The organism is Sphingobium sp. OAS761 (genome assembly GCF_024168485.1).
Classification (GTDB): Bacteria; Pseudomonadota; Alphaproteobacteria; order Sphingomonadales; family Sphingomonadaceae; genus Sphingobium.
This window is the reverse complement of sequence record NZ_JALJVY010000018.1, coordinates 47,652-66,663: the sequence shown is the minus strand read 5'-3', so window position 1 is coordinate 66,663 and position 19,012 is coordinate 47,652. Positions and strand designations below refer to the sequence as shown.

The window sequence follows — 19,012 nt, the reverse complement described above, 5'->3', positions numbered from 1 at the left end:
CTTGAACATATTGTAGTCGCTACGGACGATGAGCCGCGCGGTGGCGAGAAGCGCGCCGCCGATCGCCAGCGCCCAAATCGGATTGCCCAGCACCATGAGAACGGCGACCGAGATCATGCCGATCGCCATGGTGGCTTCCACCGGCACGCCAAACCAAAGCGTCGGTCGCGTCAGTGCGAGGAACAAAGGATCTTCTGTTAGATATTCCGGTTCTGACACCCGAAGCCTCACTTTCGCGGCGACGCCGCTATTAAGTCAGCAGACTGACGAAGAAGGGCGCGCATAGGATCACGGCGAGGCCCGCAGCCCACAGGGCCAGCGTTTCCCGATCGCCCCGGCCCGCGAGGTGAAAATAGCCGATGATGACGAGGGCAAGCGTCCCGATGGCGGCACCCGCCGCCATCATCTTTCCGACCATAGACGAGGCTTGCGATGACGCGGAGGCGACTTGCGCCGCCCCCGGCATCGACCACGCCAACGCCACCAGCGCGGCGCATATTTTTGCCCCCCCGCGCATCAGGTGCCGGAGATCGTATCTACGAGCCAGCCTGCTCCGAAGATGATGAAGCAGCCGATGATGATGGAAACGAGCGTGCCCTTGTTGCCGTTGCCGACGAAGAACATATAGCCCGCGATCACGAACGCGACGGCGGCGATAGCCTTGGCGATCGGACCCGTCAGGAAGTTGAGGATGGCGTTCGCCATCGTTTCAACTTCGGTTTGGTTGGCGGCCTGCGCCCATGCGGGCATCGGCATCATTGCCAGCATTGCACCGGCGAGCGCATACGAGTGCGACCACCGATCCTTAACGGTGCGAAGAAACTTCATCAGAAAAAACCTCCACTTAACACGATTGCTACACCCACGCAGAAAGTCAGGAACGTGATGAGCGTCCCTCTTTTCGTCATGATGAGAACACCCAGCCAAATGACACCGAGCGTTATGGCTGGGACCGCAAGCGCCTTGAGTTCATCAAGAACCGCAGATGCTATGGCCCCCACGTCCGCATGAGCGGGCGTGACTGTCAGGCCGAGCAAAAGCGCGACCGACAATTTCGTGATGAGCTGGCGTGTGATCTTCACAGGCCGCTCCCTGCTACCTGGGTGGCCTGGCGCCGTTGCCATGCCGCCACCGCGAAAACGTCCCAGGCTGGCGGGGACGGTTCGGCGGCCTCGAGCGCTCCCCCGTCCCCGTCAGCAGACACAAGCGCCGTTGCGACCCGATAGGCTCCGCTCTGTGTCTCGCTGTTTTCCGGCTGCTCGCCAGCGACCGCGACCGTCCACGCCGGTTGCGCGTCGTAGGAAGGACCAACCCGCACGCCCTGTCCGGTTGCAAAGGCTATGTGCCAGTGATCGGAATGCCCACGATCGCCGGGGCCGAGCAGCTCGACAATCTCGATGCCGTTCGCTGCCATGAGCGCACGGATTTGCTCGCGCGTGATTGCACCCACACCGCCGCGCGGCACGAAATCGACGGCCTGCCCGAATTTATGATAGCTATGCTCCGCGCCGTAGGTCGCGTTCATCGGCCGCAGCGTGTCGGTGATCCGGCCCCCGAAGGCGTCCAGCAAAATGCTTCCGACGGTATCCGGTGTCATTCGTCCGTAGGACAGACGAACCACCGCAGGGCGCACGGCCGCAGGCGCGAACGGCGAATTGCCGCTACGCGCTGCCGCATAGACCTTGCCGACATAGCCGTTGCTGACGCCACGCGAGCGCGAGCCGGTATTATATTCACTCAAAGCGGCTTGGAGCGGATTGGCATGGCCCGCATCGCGGGCGCGCCCGTAATTTTCCGCCAGCACCCGCGACCCTGCCCGCAGATTGGTGCAGGGATCGAACACCGTTTCCGGGGTGACGCCGAGGCGCGCGAAATTGGAGCTGTTGATTTGCATCAGCCCGGCGTCGAAATTGGCCCCTCGCCGCAGAAGTCCGCGCGCCGTCGCTATCGCTTCGGCCATGTTGACGGGCTGGCGTTGTAGCGAACCATCGGAATTGACGCCGATGCGGAACGGATCGCCTTCGGATTCAACCCGGATCATTGCGACCATCGTAGCCGGCGCGACATTCGGCGCGCACGACTGGAGCAAAGCCGCCAAAACCGTAGCATCCAAAGGCATTCAAGGCCCCTTTTCAATGAGTCCGGGTATCAGGCATAATACAAAACCGACAATGCGGCAACACGCATTCGCAATCGCGGAATCGTGCCCGCGTTGATCGGTCGTTCATCTCTTATTTGAGGGGCCGGCCCCTTCGGGCCTTGATGGAAATGCCTTCTTTAGCTTACGTTCCGGCGCAATTTTTAGCTGGGCCTCGGTTCAGTCTCACACACCAAAAAAGAGCGGGAAGCCTTGTCCACCAGCGTCTTGTTTCTAGCCGAAACGAACCAATCTCCCTCCATTATGGAGCAACGCGCGGCCTGTGAGGCCGAAGGCGATTTGATCGTGGACGCGGGGCAAGTGAGCTTCCTCGATCTACCCCGCAAGCTGGCGAAAGAAGGCCACGAACTGGTGCGCGGCGACAGGATCAAGGTCTATGATCTCACCTGTCTGCCGATCAACACCATGACGCTTGTGCGAATGATGGTTAAGGTGTTGCGCCGGGGGATCGCCATCGAGTTTTGCGCGCCGGGGATCACGATCCAACCTGACGAGGGAAGCGACCTATACCGCTTGATTGCGGCGTTCGATAACCACTGGCGCAGGGTTCACGGCATGAAAACCCATGCCAGCGATTCAAAGCCTGGCCGCAAGCCCCTGCTGACGGACGACCAGCTTCCGAGCATTCGCACTATGCTCGATGCAGACGGAGCAACCGTGGGGAGCGTGGCGAAGGAACTGGGCGTCGGGCGAACGACGCTGTTCGACTTCTTGCAGCGGCACAAGGACGCGCCTTCTCTTACGTCATGACTCGCTGAGCAGAGCGGTCAAAGGAACGTCGAGTGCAAGGGACAGTCCGGCAAGTTCCCGCAACGTAACGCCATCCGCCTCACCAGTTAGGATACCGCTCAATCGCGATTCCTCAATAATGCTGGCGGTGGCGAGTTCTGAAAGAGATAGGCCGCGTTGCTTGGACCGGATTATCGCTTGCTTGCGGAGAATGCCATGCAAATCCGCTGACGACGTTCCTCTGTTTTGCATGGTCAATATCTCTGCTGTCATTGAGGAACCGCCTATTCTAGCCTCGGCTATCCCCATGTCCAGCTAATGATAATCATTTGCAAACATTTAACTCTTGTTTTGGCTGCTGCTGAGCAGATCGAGGACGGTGCATCCCAAGCCTTCTGCCAGATGCTCCAGAACCTCAAGCGTCGGATTCGCCTTCCCGTGCTCAATATACGATAGATGGGAAGCGGCGATGCCGCTGCGCTCCGACAATTCGGCCTGTGACATTTTTTGCTGCGCTCTCCGCGCTTTACAATTCTCGCCCAGCATCTTTGCTAGGTCAGACGCCGCTTGGTCCAATTTCAAATATTGCGGCATGTGCGATCCCGTGGCCTTCCAAGTTGGTTAACATCCATATTGGAGCATACAACAGGCCCCACGGGAAGGCGACCGAATCCCGTGACTAAATGACAGCGTGGCGCGATAACGGAATTGACTTAAATAACAAAGTCGGACTATCCTCGAAACCTCTCATCGAAGAGGTCAGCGCCATCGCTCGCGATTGGCGTGTCCGTGGATTGCAAAGGGTGTCGGTCATAAGCTTAATATCGGTAGGATCTGCTCCCCAATGCACGATAGCGCACCCCGCCTGGCAAGCCCTGCAGCTCATTCAGGAAGCTGTGCGATTCCTACTCGAAAGCACGAAGATTCCTCAGAATCCCCGACAAGCTGCGGCCAACCTAGGGCCGCGGTGACAAAATTCGTGCTTTCGAGTAGGAATCGCAGGCCAGCCCGTGGCTGGGGGTCCGATGTTATGATGGAGCGGAAATGAAGCAAACTCCGCAAGGCGAACTTTTCCTGCTCGACAGCCCGCTAACTGGTGAAGTGCGCGGCGAGCGATCGCTGATGGCTTTCCCGTTTTTTGCGCTGAGCAAGAACGCCTGGATGAAGCCTTTGGCATACGGCACGCCGAGCGTTTCCATCGAGGTTCGGCCCAGCGCCAAGGGCGTCGCCACGATCTATGACAAGGAAATAGTCCTTTATATTGCGAGCCTTATGGCTTCGAAGATGGAAGACGGCGACGAGGTGGCGCAGGATTTCGTGTTTACCGCACATGACCTGTTCAGTGTCACCGGGAGCAATCATTCGTCCCGTTCCTACGATAGGCTGGCGGATGCCCTGGAGCGTTTGCAGGGCACTCAGATCAAAACGAATATCGAGGCTGGGGGCGAAGGCGTCGACGGCTTTTTCTCGTGGCTCTCCGAAGCGCAGCTCAAATATGCAAAGACGAGCAAGGGCGAGCGCCGATTGAAGGCGGTCAAGGTTCGCCTTTGCGATTGGCTGTTTCGCGCCATTCTGCACGATCGGCAGGTTCTCAATTACGCGACGGCCTATTTTCAGCTCGGCCCCATCGAACGACGGATTTATGAAGTTGCCCGCTCCACATGCGCAGAAGGGCAAAGCCTGGAAATTGATCTCGCCACTTTCCGGCTGCAAATTGGGTATCAGAATCAATTGGCTAATTTCCGCAGCGCGCTGCGCGCCATAGCGAAAGCAGATACAATCCCCGAATACCAGCTTCACCTTATCGAAGATGAGGTTGAACCTGATGATGCGGCGCCGAAGGCAGGCCGCAAGGCCAAGAATACTAAAGTCGTCATCACACGGCGGCAAAAGAAGCTTGGATGAGGCAGGGGGAATCGGTTGCGACCGATTCGGAATGGAACGCCATTTCCTACTCAAAAGCACGAACTAAGCGAGCGCGAACCATATCCGAAAGCACGAATGGTCGCGTTCATTCCTACGCGATAGCACGAACTTTTTGAGTGTTTCCTACGCGATAGCACGAACCGTAGCTCCTTCCGCTCCCCAAACATTGCTGCGAAAATCTCGCTGCCGGCGTTCCTGTCGGTGATCGGGATGAAGGGGGAAGGCGTGACCGGATAAACGAAGCCCGGCACGAGGCCGGGCATCGGGGTAGCTTTCAAGTGGTTGGCGCCACTCGGATCGCAGTCAATCTAGTGATTAGATAGCTCTCCCCGCACCCTCTGTCAAACGAACAGCGCGTCTCGCGCCACGCTCTTTCTTTGCCCGTGAACGCCCTTCCACACGGGAGGACGAACGATGTTGCACACCCTGCAAACTGGTGTCGCGCAAGTGCCGGCGGGCGCTCTCGCGGAGCTGCGCGCCCATGGCGTTGCGGACGACGACATAGCCGCGGCCTACACGCTTCAGGAGCAGCAACGCGCCTGCGGCGTCACGGTTCTGCCCCTCGCCGTCATATGTGGCCTGAAACCCTTTCAACCAGGTTTCAAATCCTCGCTCAGCCGCACGGCCTCGCGCCTTCTCGGCACCAAACCGCGCGCCCAAGTTAGCAGGGGCGGAACGCACATCACACGCCGCCCGGTATGGGCTGGGAGCGTTCGCACCGGCGAGGCGGCCGAGCATGATTTTGTCCGGTCGATTTCGGCAGACCAGCGCCGCGCATTGTCGCGGGCCTGCTATCTCACATTCGAGCGTGGGCGAGATCTAGCCGCCCAGGCCCGCGCAGGACGCGAGCTGACGGCCGACGAAGCGAAGCTGACGCTTTTCACGCGCTCTTGCCGTGACATGATGCTGCGTATTCTGGACGAGCTGCAATATCGCAAGGGCTGGTGCAATCCGTCCTACGAAACCCTCATGCGCTGGACCGGCCTCGGCCGGCGCGCCGTCAAATATTGCCTCGACCGCCTGCGCGACCTTGGCTTGCTCGAATGGATCAGGCGCTACATCTACACCCGCGACAGCGAGCAGGGCGCGCGATCGGAGCAGACCTCCAATCTCTACCGCTGCCAGCTTCCCAACTGGATCGGGAAGCTTATCGGGCTTTTCGCCCCCGTCCCCGACGACGAGGAACAGCGCCGCGCCGACAGCCTGGAGCAGCACGCCGAGATGTTGGCATCCACCGGCGCCGTAGAACGCCGGCGTCTCATGCCGCAGGACGCGGCGCAACGCGCCGCCCTCATTCTCGCCGGGGAGCGTGCCGAGCAGCGCAGGGAAAGCGAACGTCTGACCCGTGAGTGCAATCAATGCACTCCTCCTCATCCGAATAAATATATTCTAAGAGAGGAGAAGCGGAGTTGCCCTAGTCGGGCAACGAGTCAGCCCTGACGGGCCACCATATCCGCACCGCCCCCGCCCTCACCGCAAGCATATCGTCCAGCCTCAACCGCTGGACCGCCGCTACGCGGCGGAATGCTCCCCAACGGGAGCAGGCGGATATGGCAGTTTTGAAATCGCCACTGACAACGCTTGGCGAAGCGTCGAATGGAGCTGAAGGCGACGAGAGAGCCTGATCCACCCATGTAGAGGGAAGCTTTTGCGGTTGCCGGATTTGTATCTTAGGCTATTCTCGGACTATGAATTTGACCGTGACTACCGCAGCAAAGGAAGTCGTCAAACGTCTCAAGGGGACGTGGCACGGCTCCTATGGCAAGGCCCGCTGCCCTGCCCACAACGACCCAAGCCCGTCGCTTTCGATCACACCTGGCCGCAGCGCCGTCCTCTTCCACTGTTTCGCCGGTTGCACCCAGGCCGCAATCATGGACGCGCTCTCTTCGCAGGGCAGCTATGTCCGCCCCACCGAAAGAGACACCGCGCCGCCCGAACGGCGCGACCTTACCCCCCTCGCTCGCGAGCTGTGGAGTAAAGCCCTTCCGCTCCCCGGAACCCCGGCGCAACTCTATCTCGAAAATCGCCGTATCGGTCATTCCACGATCGGCCGCTACGATCCCGCCGCCGTCACCTATGAAGGCGGCAAACGGCTTCGCCTCCCGGCGCTGCTCTTGCCGATCATCGAGCGCCGCCAGCTCGCCGCGCTCGCGCGCGTTTTCGTGGACGGGAACGGGAACAAGCACCCCCGCCTTGTCGATCCAAAGCGGACCTTGGGCGATCCCCGCGCTGGCGCCATCCCCATCGGCCAGATCGAGGGCAATCATTTGAACCTGGCCGAAGGATTTGAGGACGCGGAATCGGTCATCGCCAAATTCAGCCTGCCCGGCTGTTGGTCGGTCAGCGGCACCGAATTTTATGCCCGCGTCCATATTCCCGATCATATCCGCAGCCTCACCATCTATTCGCAGCATGGCAAGGCCGCCCGCGTCGGGATCGAAAAGGCCGAGCCGCATCTGACCGCCAACGGGCGCTGGATCGAGGTTATCTTGCCGCCGCCTGGCGGCGACTGGAACGATGCTTGGCGGGCAGCCCTGTGAACGGCCGCATTGTCGTCATGATCGCCGGCGGCGTCATTCTCGCCAGCGCCTTTGTGAAGTCGCATCCCGACATGATCGCCAACCCGCCTGAAAGCACGCGCGAGGCGTGCAGCGCGCTTGTAGATCCCGGCTATTGCCAAGCGGCCTCGACCTTCAATGACCTTCGGCAAAACCGGCTCCCGCGCCGGATCAGCACGCCGCCGCTCCCCGATCGTAAGCGGACTCCTGGCGCGATAGACCCGGCCATCACACAGGCGAACCTCGCCGCCACGATTTGCAACAGCGAGGACGAGGCCGAAAAATCGCCGCCGCCTTCATGGAAGGCCGCGGCGACGCGCCGCCTCGCCAACAGCTTCTATCCCGATCAGAATCCCGACGATTTCGCGCTCGACTTCCTTGTTCCAATCTCACTCGGCGGCGCCCAGGCCGACCCTCGCAATCTGTGGCTCCAATCGTGGACGGGGTTGGACCGCGAGCGCAAGGACCAGCTCGAAAAGCTGCTAAATCGGATGGTTTGCAGCGGCCAGCTTCCGCTTTCGATCGCACAACAGTCGATCGCGCGCGACTGGATCGACACTTACCGGCGTGCCGTGACGCCGCAAAATCTCGCGCGATACGGCTTGCCGATCCAGTGGGCAGAGCTGCCGGTGCCGAGCTTCGGCCAGATCGAGCCAGGGCCGCAGCCGATCCAGAATCCGCAGGGGCCGGTGATCTTGCAGGCCGAGATTGCCCCGCAGGGTCAGTCCTACGAAGTGCCGGAAATCCCGGTGAATTAGTCTAATTTTCAACGTCAGGAGTAGTTGCAATGCCACGGAACATCGCTGAATTTCGGATCATCGGCCAAGTTGGCGGAATTGATGAGAAAGACAAAGTTACATACGTCAACGTGGCTTCAAATTATAACCGTCAGGTCAATGGCGAGTGGCAGGAAGATACGCATTGGAACCGGGTAACGTGTTTCGCAAAATGCGCTGAATACGCTGGAAAAGCAGCAAAAGGCGACATGGTTCATGTCACGGGCAGAGTTCGGCAAACTTCTTACGAGCGTGGAGGGGAAACGATCTATGGGACCGATCTTGTAGCCGACACATTTTCAGTCTTGAACCGAGCAAATAGCGAAAATTGAAGGTGAAATTACGGGTGCGACCTTCGGCACGGCTCTATCTCCGCTGCGCTCCGATCGAACCCGCAAGCGGTTTCGCCCCATTCGGGTGACGATCCTCGCACGAAAAATGCCGCAGGATCTCGGCCGAGATTCTTGCGGCGTTTTTGTTGGTCAGCACGCCGGCGACCCGGCCCGCTGACAGCAGGGCTTGCCCTGCGATCGACAATGCGGCCGACGAGCGGCCAGGTCTTTTCATCAGATCAAGGGGGGTGGCCTCCCCCCTTCCCGGCAAGGGCCAGGCCGTCTCCGCCGCTGCGCGGCTCCGCTTGGTGATCGCGGGGGTATCCCCGCCCTTCCGCGCTTCGCTTGTGCAGGGCGGGTGATCCCCCTCCCCCGCGGTCAGCCCGGAAGTTGCCGGTTCATCCCCCCCGACTTCGCCAGCGGGCAGAAGCCGATGGACGCCATCGCCTTCGGCTCCATTTGAAGAAGGGAAACAGCACATGGCACGGAATACCGGAAAGACCCGCAGCGCCACCCCCCGGATCGACATTTACGAGGAAGTCACCAACGAAATCATTGCGCTTTTGGAGGCTGGAACCCGCCCTTGGTCCCCGCGCTGGGCATCGGGCGCGGCATCGCTCCCGCTTCGCCATGAGGGCACCGCCTATCGTGGCATCAATATCCTGTTGCTTTGGGCCGCCGCTATGTCGCGCGGATATTCCAACCCTTATTGGATGACCTATCGCCAAGCGCACGAGCTGGGCGGCCAGGTCCGAAAGGGCGAGAAGGGCAATCTTGTCGTTCATGCTGGCATGTTCACCCCGAAGGATGGGGAAACCGGCGAGCCGATCACTGACAGCGAGGGCGAGGAAGCCACGCGCCGCTTTTTGAAACGATATGTCGTGTTCAACGTCGAGCAAATCGACAGCTTGGACATGAGCAAGTTTCCGACGCCGCTTGTCGAAATCAAGAACCGCGATCAGCGCGACCCCGACCTTGACTCGGCCTTTGCTCGCTGGCCGGTGCCCTATCGTGAAGGCGGTAACAGCGCCTATTACCACCCCGTTGCCGACAGCATCACCATGCCCGCTTTTGCGGACTTCGAGAGCGGCAACGCATTTTACGCCACGCTTGGGCATGAATGTGTTCATTCGGCAGGCCATACTTCCCGGCTCAATCGGGAAAGCCTCTATCAGTATGGAAAAAGCAAGGAAATCCGGGCTTTCGAGGAGTTGATTGCCGAGATTGGCGCAGCATTCCTCTGCGCGCAGCTTGGTATGGAACCGACCGAGCGCGAGGACCACGCCGCCTACGTTGCGAGCTGGTTGAAATGCCTTCGCGGGGAAAAGCGCGCGATCTTCCGCGCCGCGACCGCCGCGCAGGCCGCAAGCGAACTCATCCTGTCCCACATGGCCGCGCCCGTCATGGCGCGCGCCGCCTGATCCCCCGCGAGGGCGGCCACCAGTGCCGCCCCGTCCCCGTTCCCGAAGGATCGACCGATGCCCAAAAATCCCCCGAAGATCGAACTTAGCTGGCGCGATGAAAACTACGGCTCCGTCTATGCCGTCGCGGCCTTCCGCAACTATGCGGGCACCCTTGATTGGAGCGAACGCACCCACCAGCGGTTTCGCGGTTGTCTGAAACGCGCCGGGTTTGAATTTCACTATGGCCGCTGTTCCTACATCGCCAACAGGGGCGAAGGGATCGAGCGCAAGCGTGCCCTGTGTGACGAGCTGGCGCGCGCCGGCTTCGAGATCGTGCGCGGCGACGTGCGCGCCGAGATCGAGGGAGGCGCCGCAGCATGAACGGCGACGGGGATGGGCGCGGCCGAGGTGCGCGGGGCTATAATCCTAAAATCGCCACCGTCTCGGAGGAGGAGTTTGCCGAGCTGATGGCGATAGTGCGCGAAGGCCCGGAGCGCGCGCGCCTTACCCCCGAAGGGCAATGGCGGCGCGATTATCACGCCGCCATGGTCGCCAAGCGCACCATAGGCGTGCAGCCCGATCTATTCGGCGCGAAGCCGGTAACACACATGCACAAGACCAGGCCGGGGCCGGTCAGTGATTGGAAGCCGGAGCCTGTCGAGGAGAAGTTGGCGCGGATCGCGCGCGACCCCAACGCGACATTCGGCATAGGCCGTCCCGCGCTGGGCGAGGACGAAAAGGCAGCATTGATCCGTTCGGCCGCGAACTGGCTGCGCGTTGGGCAGCGTGTCCGCCTCACGGGTTCGGCACCTTCAATCGACGGCCAGTTTGAGCGCCGCGTTGGCCGCGTGGGCGTGGTGTGGCGCGTTTCCCGGACCATTACCGATTACGTCCATATCTATCTTGATCCGGTAGGGGCCGAGCGTGCGGAAAAGATCGTCTTTGTCGAGCTGCGTGACGTCGAGCCGGTCGAGGAGGAAAAATCATAGTCCCGCTCGCCCCGTGGCACGATCAAGTGGCGTTCACCGCTTTCCGCAACTGCCCCAATATGGAAGCCAGTTTCTGGCCGTCGCGTTTCAGGGCGGCGAGCTTTGCCGAAGCTTCCGGCTGCTCAAAAACCTGAGTATTTCGCTCAGCTTGTCGAGCGCGGATCGCCAAGGATCGAACGAGCAAAATCCATTGGCCGCTGTGGTCGATGGACACCTTGACCACCGCATGACAAAGCAGGCTACGGAACGCTTCATGCCTTTCCCGATACTGCGAGAGTTCGAGAAGGGCATTCTTGCCAGATTCCGCAAAGGGTCCATCGGGACCAAGGGCCGCCGCCAAATCTTCAAACCGTTGCCCGATCAAATGGCGCAGCCGCACCTTTTCGCCACCCGGCATCACCGTGCTTAACGCTATCAGCGTCTCGGTTATCGCCATTTCGACCGTCGAGAAATGGTGCATACACGCGCCGCGCCAGGCATTGACCTCGCTGAAAATGTCATCCCAGCTCTGCCCTTGGAAAAGGGCTGTTTCATTCGAGATCGCGTCCATCCCTGCCCCAATAGCGCGCCACTATTAAACACAGCCTAATTCATGTTGGCGCGGCGATCTATGGCCTTGCCGCGACAGGACAAATCAGCGAAAACCGGGCCATGAAAGATTGGCCGGACCCCAGCGAGAATAAAGGTTCCAACCTTCTACTATATGTCGAATTTTGGGGACTGATCGCGATTTCTGTTGCTACGGTCTGCGCGAGTTACGGCCCCCGGCTTGTCGATTGGATGAGCGCGGTTTTCCTCAATACTTAGGGCGGATTTCATCGACATAACCCGCCTCCGGTAGCAGCAATCACCTATGATTGGTTCTCGCGTTGCCGATCATGGAAGAGGCCGCCAAGCTCGCTGAAAACCCGCGCCAGCTCGTTCCTTGAGGCGCGTTCGCATATCCACCGGATGACCAGCTTCGCGTTCATCAGCGAAAGAACGATCTCTTTCGGGTCCGGCAGTTCGCCCTTCATGGTCGCGGCGCGCACGCGAAGGCCGCAGGCTACCTCGGCGGGCACCGGCAGAAGCGGGCCGCCCCATGAGATGACCTGTTCAAATTCAAGATACAGATCCTCGGCAAGCCAGCGATAGGGGTTCCCTGGCAGGCGATCAGCATAAATGACCCCAAGACACCGTTCCAATTCCTCCTGTTCCATCGGCATCAGGAAATGATGTTTGGTCATTCCGGCCATAGCTGTCCTTCGATGTTGCCGCGCGTTGTGGGTTAGCGCGAGCGCCGCCGTCATGTTAAGTCCGGAAAATGGAATTTGCCCGTCCTTCGCTCGAAACAGCCGGATTCGTAGGCTGGATTCCATTCACGGCACTAAGGGCCAGCGCCTGCCCGTCAACTGGCGGCGTCTATGTGATTACCTACAGCGGGAACAATCTGGTCAATTTCGAGGAGCGGAGTTGTGGCGGTTGGTTCAAGGGGAAAGACCCGACTGTTTCGCGCGATGTACTACTCGCCAACTGGGTAGAAGGGGTTGAAGTCGTCTATATCGGAAAAGCAGATCAACTAAAGCGTCGTCTTACGCAGTTCGCGGACTTCGGCGCTGGCAAGCCGGTAGGGCATTGGGGCGGCCGCCTGATATGGCAACTCCCGAACGGCGATGCTTTGCGCGTCGCCTGGAAGGAAACGCCGGGGCAAGTTCCTGTAAAGGTCGAGGCGGAGCTAATAGCTGCCTTCCGAAAAATCCACGGCAAGCCGCCGTTCGCCAACGATCCGCACCGGCTTGGCACGTGATCTGCTGCGGTAACTCTCTGGATAGAGCTTGCTTAGCGACCCTTTGCCACCGATACCAATTTGATGGGTAAGAAGCGGGGTGCCGACAACGTATTGCAATTCCGGCGGCGTAGATCGCGCTCCGGCCCCATGTCCCGTCGAGCAAAAACGGGACTGAGCACGGCAATGATTGTTGGCGTTGGCCTTATTGCCGGTGGCGGCCTCGGTCTTACTCTAAGCAACTGGCTGCCGTCAGGATGGACCGGATTTGCAAATAACACTGCGGCCGCCAACACTACGCCGTCTCTGTGCGTGGCAAATGTCCATGATGGAGACACAATCCGCACATGCGCGGGCGAGCGGGTTCGCATCGAGAATATTGATGCACCGGAAATGCCGGGAAGCCCGAAGTGCGAAGATCCACGCCGGAATGGCTGGTGCGACTATGCCCTGGCTGAGCGCAGTCGCGATGAGCTGGCGTCATTTCTCGCTGGTGGGTCGGTAACTATCTCGCGTGATGGCACTGATCGCTATGGCCGCACGCTCGCGAGGCTGAGCGTCAATGGTCGAGACGCCGGCGATCATCTTGTGTCGATGGGCTTGGCGAGAGTCTGGCGGTAACAGGTATTTGGACTTGGGGGGCATTCATGCGGAAAATTGACTTAGGCTCAATCGTCGCTTTGGCATTCGTTATTGCAACGCCTGCCCAAGCTGGGCTGTTCGGCCTCCCGAAGTTCAAGGTTGAGCAATCCGACGACAGGTTTTCCGCCGATGGACTGACGACCTATTCCGGCTTGTATAATCGCATCAGCAAGAAATCCTTGGCAGGCGGCGTCCATATTGATGACAAGGGCGTTTTCATCGAGCCGTTTGCCGTCAAAAATCGGGCTTCGGGGGCGGTAGTTGCTCTGAGTTTTTTCATCCATAATGAAGCCGATTACAGCACGAACTACGGTTCTCCGCTCACGTTGGGCGCTCCCCAGCGTATTACGTTTATAACGGGTGAAGGTGGACCAATCGCCCTCGCCATCAAGCGCGGTGACAGCAAGTGGAGTTCCGCGACGACCTACAACAGCATCACGCGCTCTGCATCAGCGGCGGTCACTGAAACCGGCTTTGCGGACCTGACGGCAGAACAATATCAGAGAATAGTCAATGCGACTGCATTGGCCGTGAGGATTGAAGGCACCGAACGCAGCATGACCTATGAGACCAGGGATATTGCCAAAACATTCGTCCCGAATCTCAAGACATTCTACGAGCAATACGTTGCCAAATAGCGGTGATAGGGACGAATTGTTGCCTTTCGCTGTTGTTTTAAAATCTTGGCGCAGGCAAAGGCTACCTCGTGCCGGGGTAACGCGACCGCCCCGGCACAACTGCAAAATTCCAGATTCGGCCGCGCGAGACGCTATGCCTGCCTTAACTTAGGATCGGGGGCGGCCGAGGCGGACCAGGTCGAGCGAAACCGCGTTGGCAGCGGGTGCTGCGGATGCCAGCGCCGCGCGCAGCTCGTCACGCGAAAGCATGGTCAGCCATTGCCGCCCGTAGGTTCGGGCTACCAAGAAATAGACCCTGCCATGACAGCCGACCACGTTGCATCCGTCGAGCTGGTCGACAGGCGAGGTTCCGGCGCCGAAGCGGAGCGCCTGTATCGACGCATCGACGCGCTGTTGAATGCCGCAGCATCGGCATTGCGAGCGCACCAGCGCCTTTGAGCGCGTGAGCTGGCCCCATGACGAGGCCCAGCGTGGAATAATTCGGTCGATGCTGCTCATGTCCCACCCATATCAACCGGCCCTGCCACCGTCCATAAACGGGCGTCGGATCTCGCTCGCGAGATTCTGACGGCGTTGTTGTTGGTGCGGCTCAGGACGCCGGCGAGCGTCGCCCTTCACCGCGGCGATCGACATGACCCGCCCAGGGCGAGCCACGGCGTCAGTTGAGTCCTTCAGCCCAAGATGAGGCGGACGAGCCGCCGCGTCATTTGTCGTGTTCTTGGGGCCTGTTCCGGCCCCCTGGCGCAAGGGCCAAGCCGTCTCCGCCGCTGCGCGGCTCCGCTTGGTGATCGCGGGGGTATCCCCACCCTTCCGCGCTTCGCTTGTGCAGGGCGGGTGATCCCCCTCCCCCGCGATCAGCCCATGTTTGCGCCATTCCCCGACCCGGTTCGCCACCGGGCAGAAGTCGATGGGGCCATCGCCTTCGGCTCCATTTTAAGAAGGGAAAAAGCACATGATGAATTTCGATACGATGACCGCCGATCAGATTGCGGCCTACCGCGCGAACGTCGCGGCGCTGAACGATCAGATGCGGGCCAACCTTGCCAGCCCTGCCCCTAACATCGTCGTGATGACAGCGGGCATTCTCGCGCTGGTCGATGCCGACCCCGGCACGTCGATTGCCAAGCAGATCGAGCTAATGGGGATTGTCGCCAGCTACAGCGATTTCAGCGAGGACAATAACCCCCATGGAGAGCGGGATTTCGGCGTGTTCGATTGGGCCGCTACCCGCTGCTATTGGAAGATCGACTATTACGACCGTGCGACCGAATGGGGATCGCCCGACCCGTCGGACCCGAAGCAGACTTGCCGCGTCCTGACCATCCTTCGCGCCGACGAATACTGATCGGCCGCATCGAGAGCGGCACTCCACGCCCTCACCTTCCCCCCCAATTCGCAAGGAATCTCACCATGACCATCACCGTCAAAGTCTCGCAGCTTCGTCTTTCCCCCCTCAATGTCCGCAAGGTCGAGCCGAAAGGGGTTGAGCAAATGGCTACGTCCATCCTCGCCCATGGTGTCGTGCAGAGCCTCACCGTCTATGAGGAAGGCGGGAAATATTTGGTGTTTGCCGGAGGCCGCCGGTTTCGCGGCCTAGACCTGTTGCGGAAGCGCAAGGCCATTCCAGCAACCTTCCCCGTCCCCGTCACCATCAGGGATAAAGCCGAGGCCGTGGAACTCTCCCTGATCGAGAACGAGCAGCGCGAGGACATGCACCCCGCCGACAGGGTGCGGGCCTTTGTGAGCTTGCGCGATGAAGGCGGGTTAGGAGCAGAGGACATAGCTGCCCGCTTCACATACAGCGCTGGATATGTCGCGCAGTTGCTCCGGCTTGGTAGTCTCGCGCCGGAAATTCTCGATGCTTTCGCCGCCGATCAGATTGGCATGGATGCTGCCAAGGCGCTGACAATCTGCGATGACCATGCCGCGCAGATCGCCACCTATGAACGGTGCGGCAACAATGCCAATGCGATCCGGCGTGCCCTCACCGCCGAGAAGATCGGGACGGACTCCGCAGCTTTCCGGTTTGTCGGAGAGGAAGCCTATGAGGCCGCAGGCGGCACCGTCACGGCGGATTTGTTCGGTAAGCATGGCTATGCCGATCACCCGGAAATTCTCGATGAATTGGTGTGGGGGAAACTGGACGCCATCAAGGCCGAGTTGAAGGCCGAAGGGTGGCATGTGGTCGAGGTCGCAGACGAGGCTCCATACGACATTTACAGCCGCCCCTCTATCCGACCGACGACACGAGAGGCGACGGAGCACGAAGCAGAACAGCTTGCCGCGCTGGATGCGCGCATCGAGGAGCTTGAGCAGGATGGCGACAGCGACGAACTGGCGAGCCTGTTCGACCAGCGCGAGGAACTGGCCGATAGCTTTCATGCGTTCACGGATGAGCAAAAGGCCATCGGCGGCGTATGCGTGTATCTCGGTTATGATGGGGAGTTGCAGACCCGGCATTGGCGCGCGAAGATCGGAGAAGTGAAGGCCGAGCCGGTGGAGAGCGGCCCCTATCCTGCCAGCATGATCGAACGGTTGACCGGCATTCGCACTCTCGCGCTTCAACAGGCCGTCGCGGCGCAGCCTGATCTTGCTCTTGATATTCTGCTGGACACCCTGACCGCGCAAATCATCCACGGCCAGCAGAGCTACACCATGGCCGCCGACATAAAGCCTAGCCGGGCCTTCATTCAGGTGGAGGATGAATTGGTGAACAACAGCAGCCTTGATCGAGTCGAGCCGCAGCTAGTCGAGCGGTTTGACGACATTCCGGCGACCGATCGTTTTGCCACGATCCGAGCCATGGAGCAGGCAGACAAGATGCAGTTGCTTGCAGGCTTGGTTGCGATCACGCTGAACGGCACGATTTTCAACCATGGCGGGATTAGCGCGCGCCAGCATAGCGCGGAGGAATACGCACAGGCCGCAGGACTTGACCTTCGCACCGTTTGGACGCCGACCCAGCCATTCTTTGACCGGCTGAAAAAGTCCAGCCTGTTGACGATCCTTGGCGATGAATGCGGCGCGGAGGCCGCCGCGAACTGCGCCAAGATGAAGAAGGGTGAGCTTGCGCTTGCCGTCAACGAACGCCTGCCCGCGAGCTGGTTGCCGGAACCGGCCCGCAGCTTCGCCCCCGCTTCCAAGCAGACCGATGACGAAGGCGCAATGTCCGAGGTGGCTTGATGTGCTGGCCGGTGGACCGCGATGGTTCACCGGCCCCCTTACTGCTATAGCGCGAACAGGAGATTGTCTTATGTCCGTCGAAATTCTGGCCGATCCCGAAGTAAAGGCCGCGCTTGATCGGCTCGTTGATATTGCCCGATCCGATACCGGCCAATCGGCGCGGGTCGCCAATTTCTTGCTCGCTTGGTGGAATGGTGACGATTGGGGGCATTTCCCGATTGCCGACCTGTTCGGCGTGGATCGTGCCATCGCCGCCGATATGGCGATCATCTTCACGTTCCTTGGCCAGCATCCTGGCGCGATCTATGCCGATGCTTTCGGCTATCGGGACGCCATGGCCGATCTTGTTGAGCGGTGGCGCGACCCTCTCTAACCCTTTCCGGGCAACCAAGGACGAAGGCGAAATGTCCGAGGTTGCCTGTGGTGCTGGCCGGTGGAGCGATGCTCCACCGGCCCCCTTCCCCTCAAGGGGCCAAACGCAGATTCCATTCGCCGCACGGGCCGCGCCGCTCGCCTGACGACGATTTGCCCTCCCCGTTCTGAATGATAGGCGGATGCACGGCCCCTGCCTTGAGCATCAGGCCGCCTACTTTCGGCAAGCGTGAATGGTGTAGTTCGCGCTTGCCGAAAGACCAGCGCCGCCGCCGCACCCTTCCCGTTCTTTATTCGTTCAGCCCTTGATGCTATAGGTAACGGTATGACGACCAGCGCCCCTACTGCCGCGATGTGGACCCAGGACCAGGCGATTGCCTATGAGGCGGCGCTTGAGGCGATCAATGACGTGATTGCCGGGTATAGCGAGCAGATCGCGCTCGAGCAGCAGAACGGCGCGCCGAACGCAGCGCGCATCGCTTGGCTGGAAATGCGGACGGATCAGGCGACGGCGATCATGGAATCGCTCAACGTCACCGATACCGAGAATGTCCGGCAGGTGCTTTCCGAGTATAGCGCGATTGTCCGCGCGCGTGACGCTGCCGAAGCTGTCCGCATCGCTGCCTAAGAGGCAGCATGGACCGCGATCCCGAACGTCATAGCCTTTCGCCCGACGCCCTACAGAAAATCTACGAGACGCGCGTTTCTCCGCGCCTCTTTCGCCATGTCCAAAGCGTCGAGCAGCCCACGGCGATAGTCTTGGGTGGTCAGCCCGGTTCGGGGAAAACCCCGATGCAGAACCATGCCGCCCAGGAGTTCGCGCAGCGGGGCGGAATTGTGAAGATCATCGGGGACGATCTTCGCGCCTATTTGCCGCATTATAAGGGCCTACAGCGCGCCGACGACAAAAGCGCCGCCTTCTATACAGACCGGGATTCGGGCCGCTTGGTTGAGAAGGCGATAGCCGAAGCCGCCCAGCGCCGCGTCAATGTGCTGGTGGAAGGCACCATGCGGAACCCCGACACTGTAGAGCGGACCTTGCGCCAGTTTCGGGACGCCGGTTTCAGGACCGATGCGCGCGCACTGGCCGTCAGCCCTGAAATGTCGAGCCTTGGCATCTTGCAGCGTTACGCCGCGCAGAAGGAAAGCCGGGGCGTCGGTCGCATGACGACCACCGAAGCGCATCAGAACGCCTTGCGCGGGATGCTCGACACCCTCGACCGCATCCAAGATGGACGCCTTGCCGATAGTCTCACGATCTACCGGCGCGGCGGCGAGGCCATTCATCGCCTTGACCTGACCGCCCCGGCCAAAGCGAATGAAGCGCGCGCCCGCGAGCTCGTGGAGGGCGAGCGTAATCGCCCACTCTCCGCGCAGGAGGCGCAGTATAAGCAACGCGAGATCGAGCGGCTTACGCCCATCCTGCAAAAGCATGGCGTCATCCCTGCCCGCGACCAACAGCGCGCACCGGATCGGGATCGAGGCCAGAATATCCCCCCTTCCCCGTCTCGCCGCGAGGATGACCGCGACCGATAGCGGGC

General features: G+C 60.4%; 27 protein-coding genes. 17 read left to right on the top strand and 10 right to left on the bottom strand.

The genetic code is table 11. The annotated features are described in order from the left end of the window. The 5 genes from J3E64_RS19570 to J3E64_RS19550 form a co-directional block, all read right to left on the bottom strand. On the bottom strand, positions 1–186 hold a 186-nt coding region (locus tag J3E64_RS19570; protein WP_253344849.1), incomplete at its 3' end, for a VirB3 family type IV secretion system protein. Positions 187–250: 64 nt separating this feature from the next. Then, positions 251–517 (bottom strand): hypothetical protein, encoded by a 267-nt coding sequence (locus J3E64_RS19565; RefSeq protein ID WP_301287385.1) that lies wholly within the window; start codon positions 515–517, stop codon positions 251–253. Further along, the gene (locus J3E64_RS19560; RefSeq protein WP_192669670.1) at positions 517–828 is read right to left on the bottom strand and encodes a TrbC/VirB2 family protein; all 312 of its coding nucleotides are present in this window, start codon (positions 826–828) and stop codon (positions 517–519) included. Before J3E64_RS19560 ends, J3E64_RS19565 begins: the two co-directional genes overlap by 1 nt. Continuing rightward, positions 828–1,082, bottom strand: coding sequence for a TrbC/VirB2 family protein (locus J3E64_RS19555; protein ID WP_192669671.1), 255 nt, complete (start codon positions 1,080–1,082; stop codon positions 828–830). The genes J3E64_RS19560 and J3E64_RS19555 overlap by 1 nt, the downstream gene beginning before the upstream one ends. Further along, positions 1,079–2,119 (bottom strand): lytic transglycosylase domain-containing protein, encoded by a 1,041-nt coding sequence (locus J3E64_RS19550; protein ID WP_301287383.1) that lies wholly within the window; start codon positions 2,117–2,119, stop codon positions 1,079–1,081. Before J3E64_RS19550 ends, J3E64_RS19555 begins: the two co-directional genes overlap by 4 nt. Positions 2,120–2,350: 231 nt before the next feature. On the opposite strand from J3E64_RS19550, the gene J3E64_RS19545 reads away from it, so the two are divergent. Further along, complete coding sequence (locus J3E64_RS19545; RefSeq protein WP_253344845.1) at positions 2,351–2,908, top strand: recombinase family protein; 558 nt, start codon at positions 2,351–2,353, stop codon at positions 2,906–2,908. On the opposite strand, the gene J3E64_RS19540 is transcribed toward J3E64_RS19545, so the two are convergent. Together J3E64_RS19540 and J3E64_RS19535 are read right to left on the bottom strand one after the other, a co-directional pair. Beyond that, the gene (locus J3E64_RS19540) at positions 2,903–3,160 is read right to left on the bottom strand and encodes a helix-turn-helix transcriptional regulator (protein WP_253344843.1); all 258 of its coding nucleotides are present in this window, start codon (positions 3,158–3,160) and stop codon (positions 2,903–2,905) included. The two genes, J3E64_RS19545 and J3E64_RS19540, sit on opposite strands and share 6 nt — an antisense overlap. A 66-nt stretch (positions 3,161–3,226) precedes the next feature. Continuing rightward, positions 3,227–3,481 carry a helix-turn-helix domain-containing protein gene (locus J3E64_RS19535; protein ID WP_192669675.1) on the bottom strand — a complete coding sequence of 85 codons (255 nt, stop codon included), beginning with the start codon at positions 3,479–3,481 and terminating at the stop codon, positions 3,227–3,229. Between the two features lie 450 nt (positions 3,482–3,931). Between J3E64_RS19535 and J3E64_RS19530 the strand changes: the two genes are divergently transcribed. From J3E64_RS19530 to J3E64_RS19495, 8 genes are all read left to right on the top strand, one after another. Further along, positions 3,932–4,792 (top strand): replication initiator protein A, encoded by an 861-nt coding sequence (locus J3E64_RS19530; RefSeq protein WP_192669676.1) that lies wholly within the window; start codon positions 3,932–3,934, stop codon positions 4,790–4,792. Positions 4,793–5,227: 435 nt separating this feature from the next. Further along, positions 5,228–6,253: a helix-turn-helix domain-containing protein gene (locus J3E64_RS19525; protein WP_253344841.1), complete on the top strand. Its 1,026-nt coding sequence runs from the start codon at positions 5,228–5,230 to the stop codon at positions 6,251–6,253. A gap of 260 nt (positions 6,254–6,513) precedes the next feature. Next, positions 6,514–7,353, top strand: a complete 840-nt coding sequence (locus J3E64_RS19520) for a toprim domain-containing protein (RefSeq protein ID WP_253344839.1) — start codon at positions 6,514–6,516, stop codon at positions 7,351–7,353. Further along, a complete protein-coding gene (locus J3E64_RS19515; protein WP_253344837.1) occupies positions 7,335–8,129 on the top strand; it encodes a hypothetical protein in 795 nt (264 codons plus the stop codon). Before J3E64_RS19520 ends, J3E64_RS19515 begins: the two co-directional genes overlap by 19 nt. A 29-nt stretch (positions 8,130–8,158) precedes the next feature. Beyond that, a complete protein-coding gene (locus J3E64_RS19510) occupies positions 8,159–8,479 on the top strand; it encodes a single-stranded DNA-binding protein (protein ID WP_253344834.1) in 321 nt (106 codons plus the stop codon). A gap of 479 nt (positions 8,480–8,958) precedes the next feature. After that, positions 8,959–9,900: an ArdC family protein gene (locus J3E64_RS19505; protein ID WP_253344832.1), complete on the top strand. Its 942-nt coding sequence runs from the start codon at positions 8,959–8,961 to the stop codon at positions 9,898–9,900. Positions 9,901–9,957: 57 nt separating this feature from the next. Continuing rightward, positions 9,958–10,263: a hypothetical protein gene (locus tag J3E64_RS19500; RefSeq protein WP_253344830.1), complete on the top strand. Its 306-nt coding sequence runs from the start codon at positions 9,958–9,960 to the stop codon at positions 10,261–10,263. Beyond that, entirely contained in the window at positions 10,260–10,871 is a 612-nt protein-coding gene (locus tag J3E64_RS19495; protein ID WP_253344828.1) for a hypothetical protein, read from the top strand. Before J3E64_RS19500 ends, J3E64_RS19495 begins: the two co-directional genes overlap by 4 nt. 22 nt (positions 10,872–10,893) lie before the next feature. On the opposite strand, the gene J3E64_RS19490 is transcribed toward J3E64_RS19495, so the two are convergent. Beyond that, a complete protein-coding gene (locus J3E64_RS19490; RefSeq protein WP_253344825.1) occupies positions 10,894–11,421 on the bottom strand; it encodes a hypothetical protein in 528 nt (175 codons plus the stop codon). A 301-nt stretch (positions 11,422–11,722) separates the two neighbouring features. Further along, entirely contained in the window at positions 11,723–12,160 is a 438-nt protein-coding gene (locus tag J3E64_RS19485) for a hypothetical protein (protein ID WP_253344823.1), read from the bottom strand. 14 nt (positions 12,161–12,174) lie between these two features. Here J3E64_RS19485 and J3E64_RS19480 point away from each other — a divergent pair, with 14 nt between their 5' ends. The 3 genes from J3E64_RS19480 (at position 12,175) to J3E64_RS19470 (ending at position 13,916) form a co-directional block, all read left to right on the top strand. Beyond that, positions 12,175–12,657, top strand: coding sequence for a hypothetical protein (locus J3E64_RS19480; protein ID WP_253344821.1), 483 nt, complete (start codon positions 12,175–12,177; stop codon positions 12,655–12,657). 63 nt (positions 12,658–12,720) lie between these two features. Beyond that, positions 12,721–13,257 (top strand): thermonuclease family protein, encoded by a 537-nt coding sequence (locus tag J3E64_RS20890; RefSeq protein ID WP_367398654.1) that lies wholly within the window; start codon positions 12,721–12,723, stop codon positions 13,255–13,257. A gap of 26 nt (positions 13,258–13,283) precedes the next feature. Further along, the gene (locus J3E64_RS19470; RefSeq protein WP_253344819.1) at positions 13,284–13,916 is read left to right on the top strand and encodes a hypothetical protein; all 633 of its coding nucleotides are present in this window, start codon (positions 13,284–13,286) and stop codon (positions 13,914–13,916) included. Between the two features lie 147 nt (positions 13,917–14,063). Here the strand turns inward: J3E64_RS19470 and J3E64_RS19465 are convergent, their stop codons facing one another. Beyond that, entirely contained in the window at positions 14,064–14,414 is a 351-nt protein-coding gene (locus tag J3E64_RS19465) for a hypothetical protein (RefSeq protein WP_253344817.1), read from the bottom strand. A gap of 454 nt (positions 14,415–14,868) precedes the next feature. Here J3E64_RS19465 and J3E64_RS19460 point away from each other — a divergent pair, with 454 nt between their 5' ends. From J3E64_RS19460 to J3E64_RS19440, 5 genes are all read left to right on the top strand, one after another. Further along, positions 14,869–15,261 carry a DUF3768 domain-containing protein gene (locus tag J3E64_RS19460; RefSeq protein WP_253344816.1) on the top strand — a complete coding sequence of 131 codons (393 nt, stop codon included), beginning with the start codon at positions 14,869–14,871 and terminating at the stop codon, positions 15,259–15,261. Next, the gene (locus J3E64_RS19455; protein WP_253344852.1) at positions 15,186–17,099 is read left to right on the top strand and encodes a ParB/RepB/Spo0J family partition protein; all 1,914 of its coding nucleotides are present in this window, start codon (positions 15,186–15,188) and stop codon (positions 17,097–17,099) included. Before J3E64_RS19460 ends, J3E64_RS19455 begins: the two co-directional genes overlap by 76 nt. 70 nt (positions 17,100–17,169) lie before the next feature. Next, on the top strand, positions 17,170–17,472 hold the full coding sequence (locus tag J3E64_RS19450) for a hypothetical protein (protein ID WP_253344815.1): 303 nt from the start codon (positions 17,170–17,172) through the stop codon (positions 17,470–17,472). A gap of 351 nt (positions 17,473–17,823) precedes the next feature. Next, positions 17,824–18,099 (top strand): hypothetical protein, encoded by a 276-nt coding sequence (locus J3E64_RS19445; RefSeq protein ID WP_253344850.1) that lies wholly within the window; start codon positions 17,824–17,826, stop codon positions 18,097–18,099. Between the two features lie 8 nt (positions 18,100–18,107). Further along, a complete protein-coding gene (locus tag J3E64_RS19440; RefSeq protein ID WP_253344814.1) occupies positions 18,108–19,007 on the top strand; it encodes a zeta toxin family protein in 900 nt (299 codons plus the stop codon). Positions 19,008–19,012 lie beyond the last annotated feature (5 nt).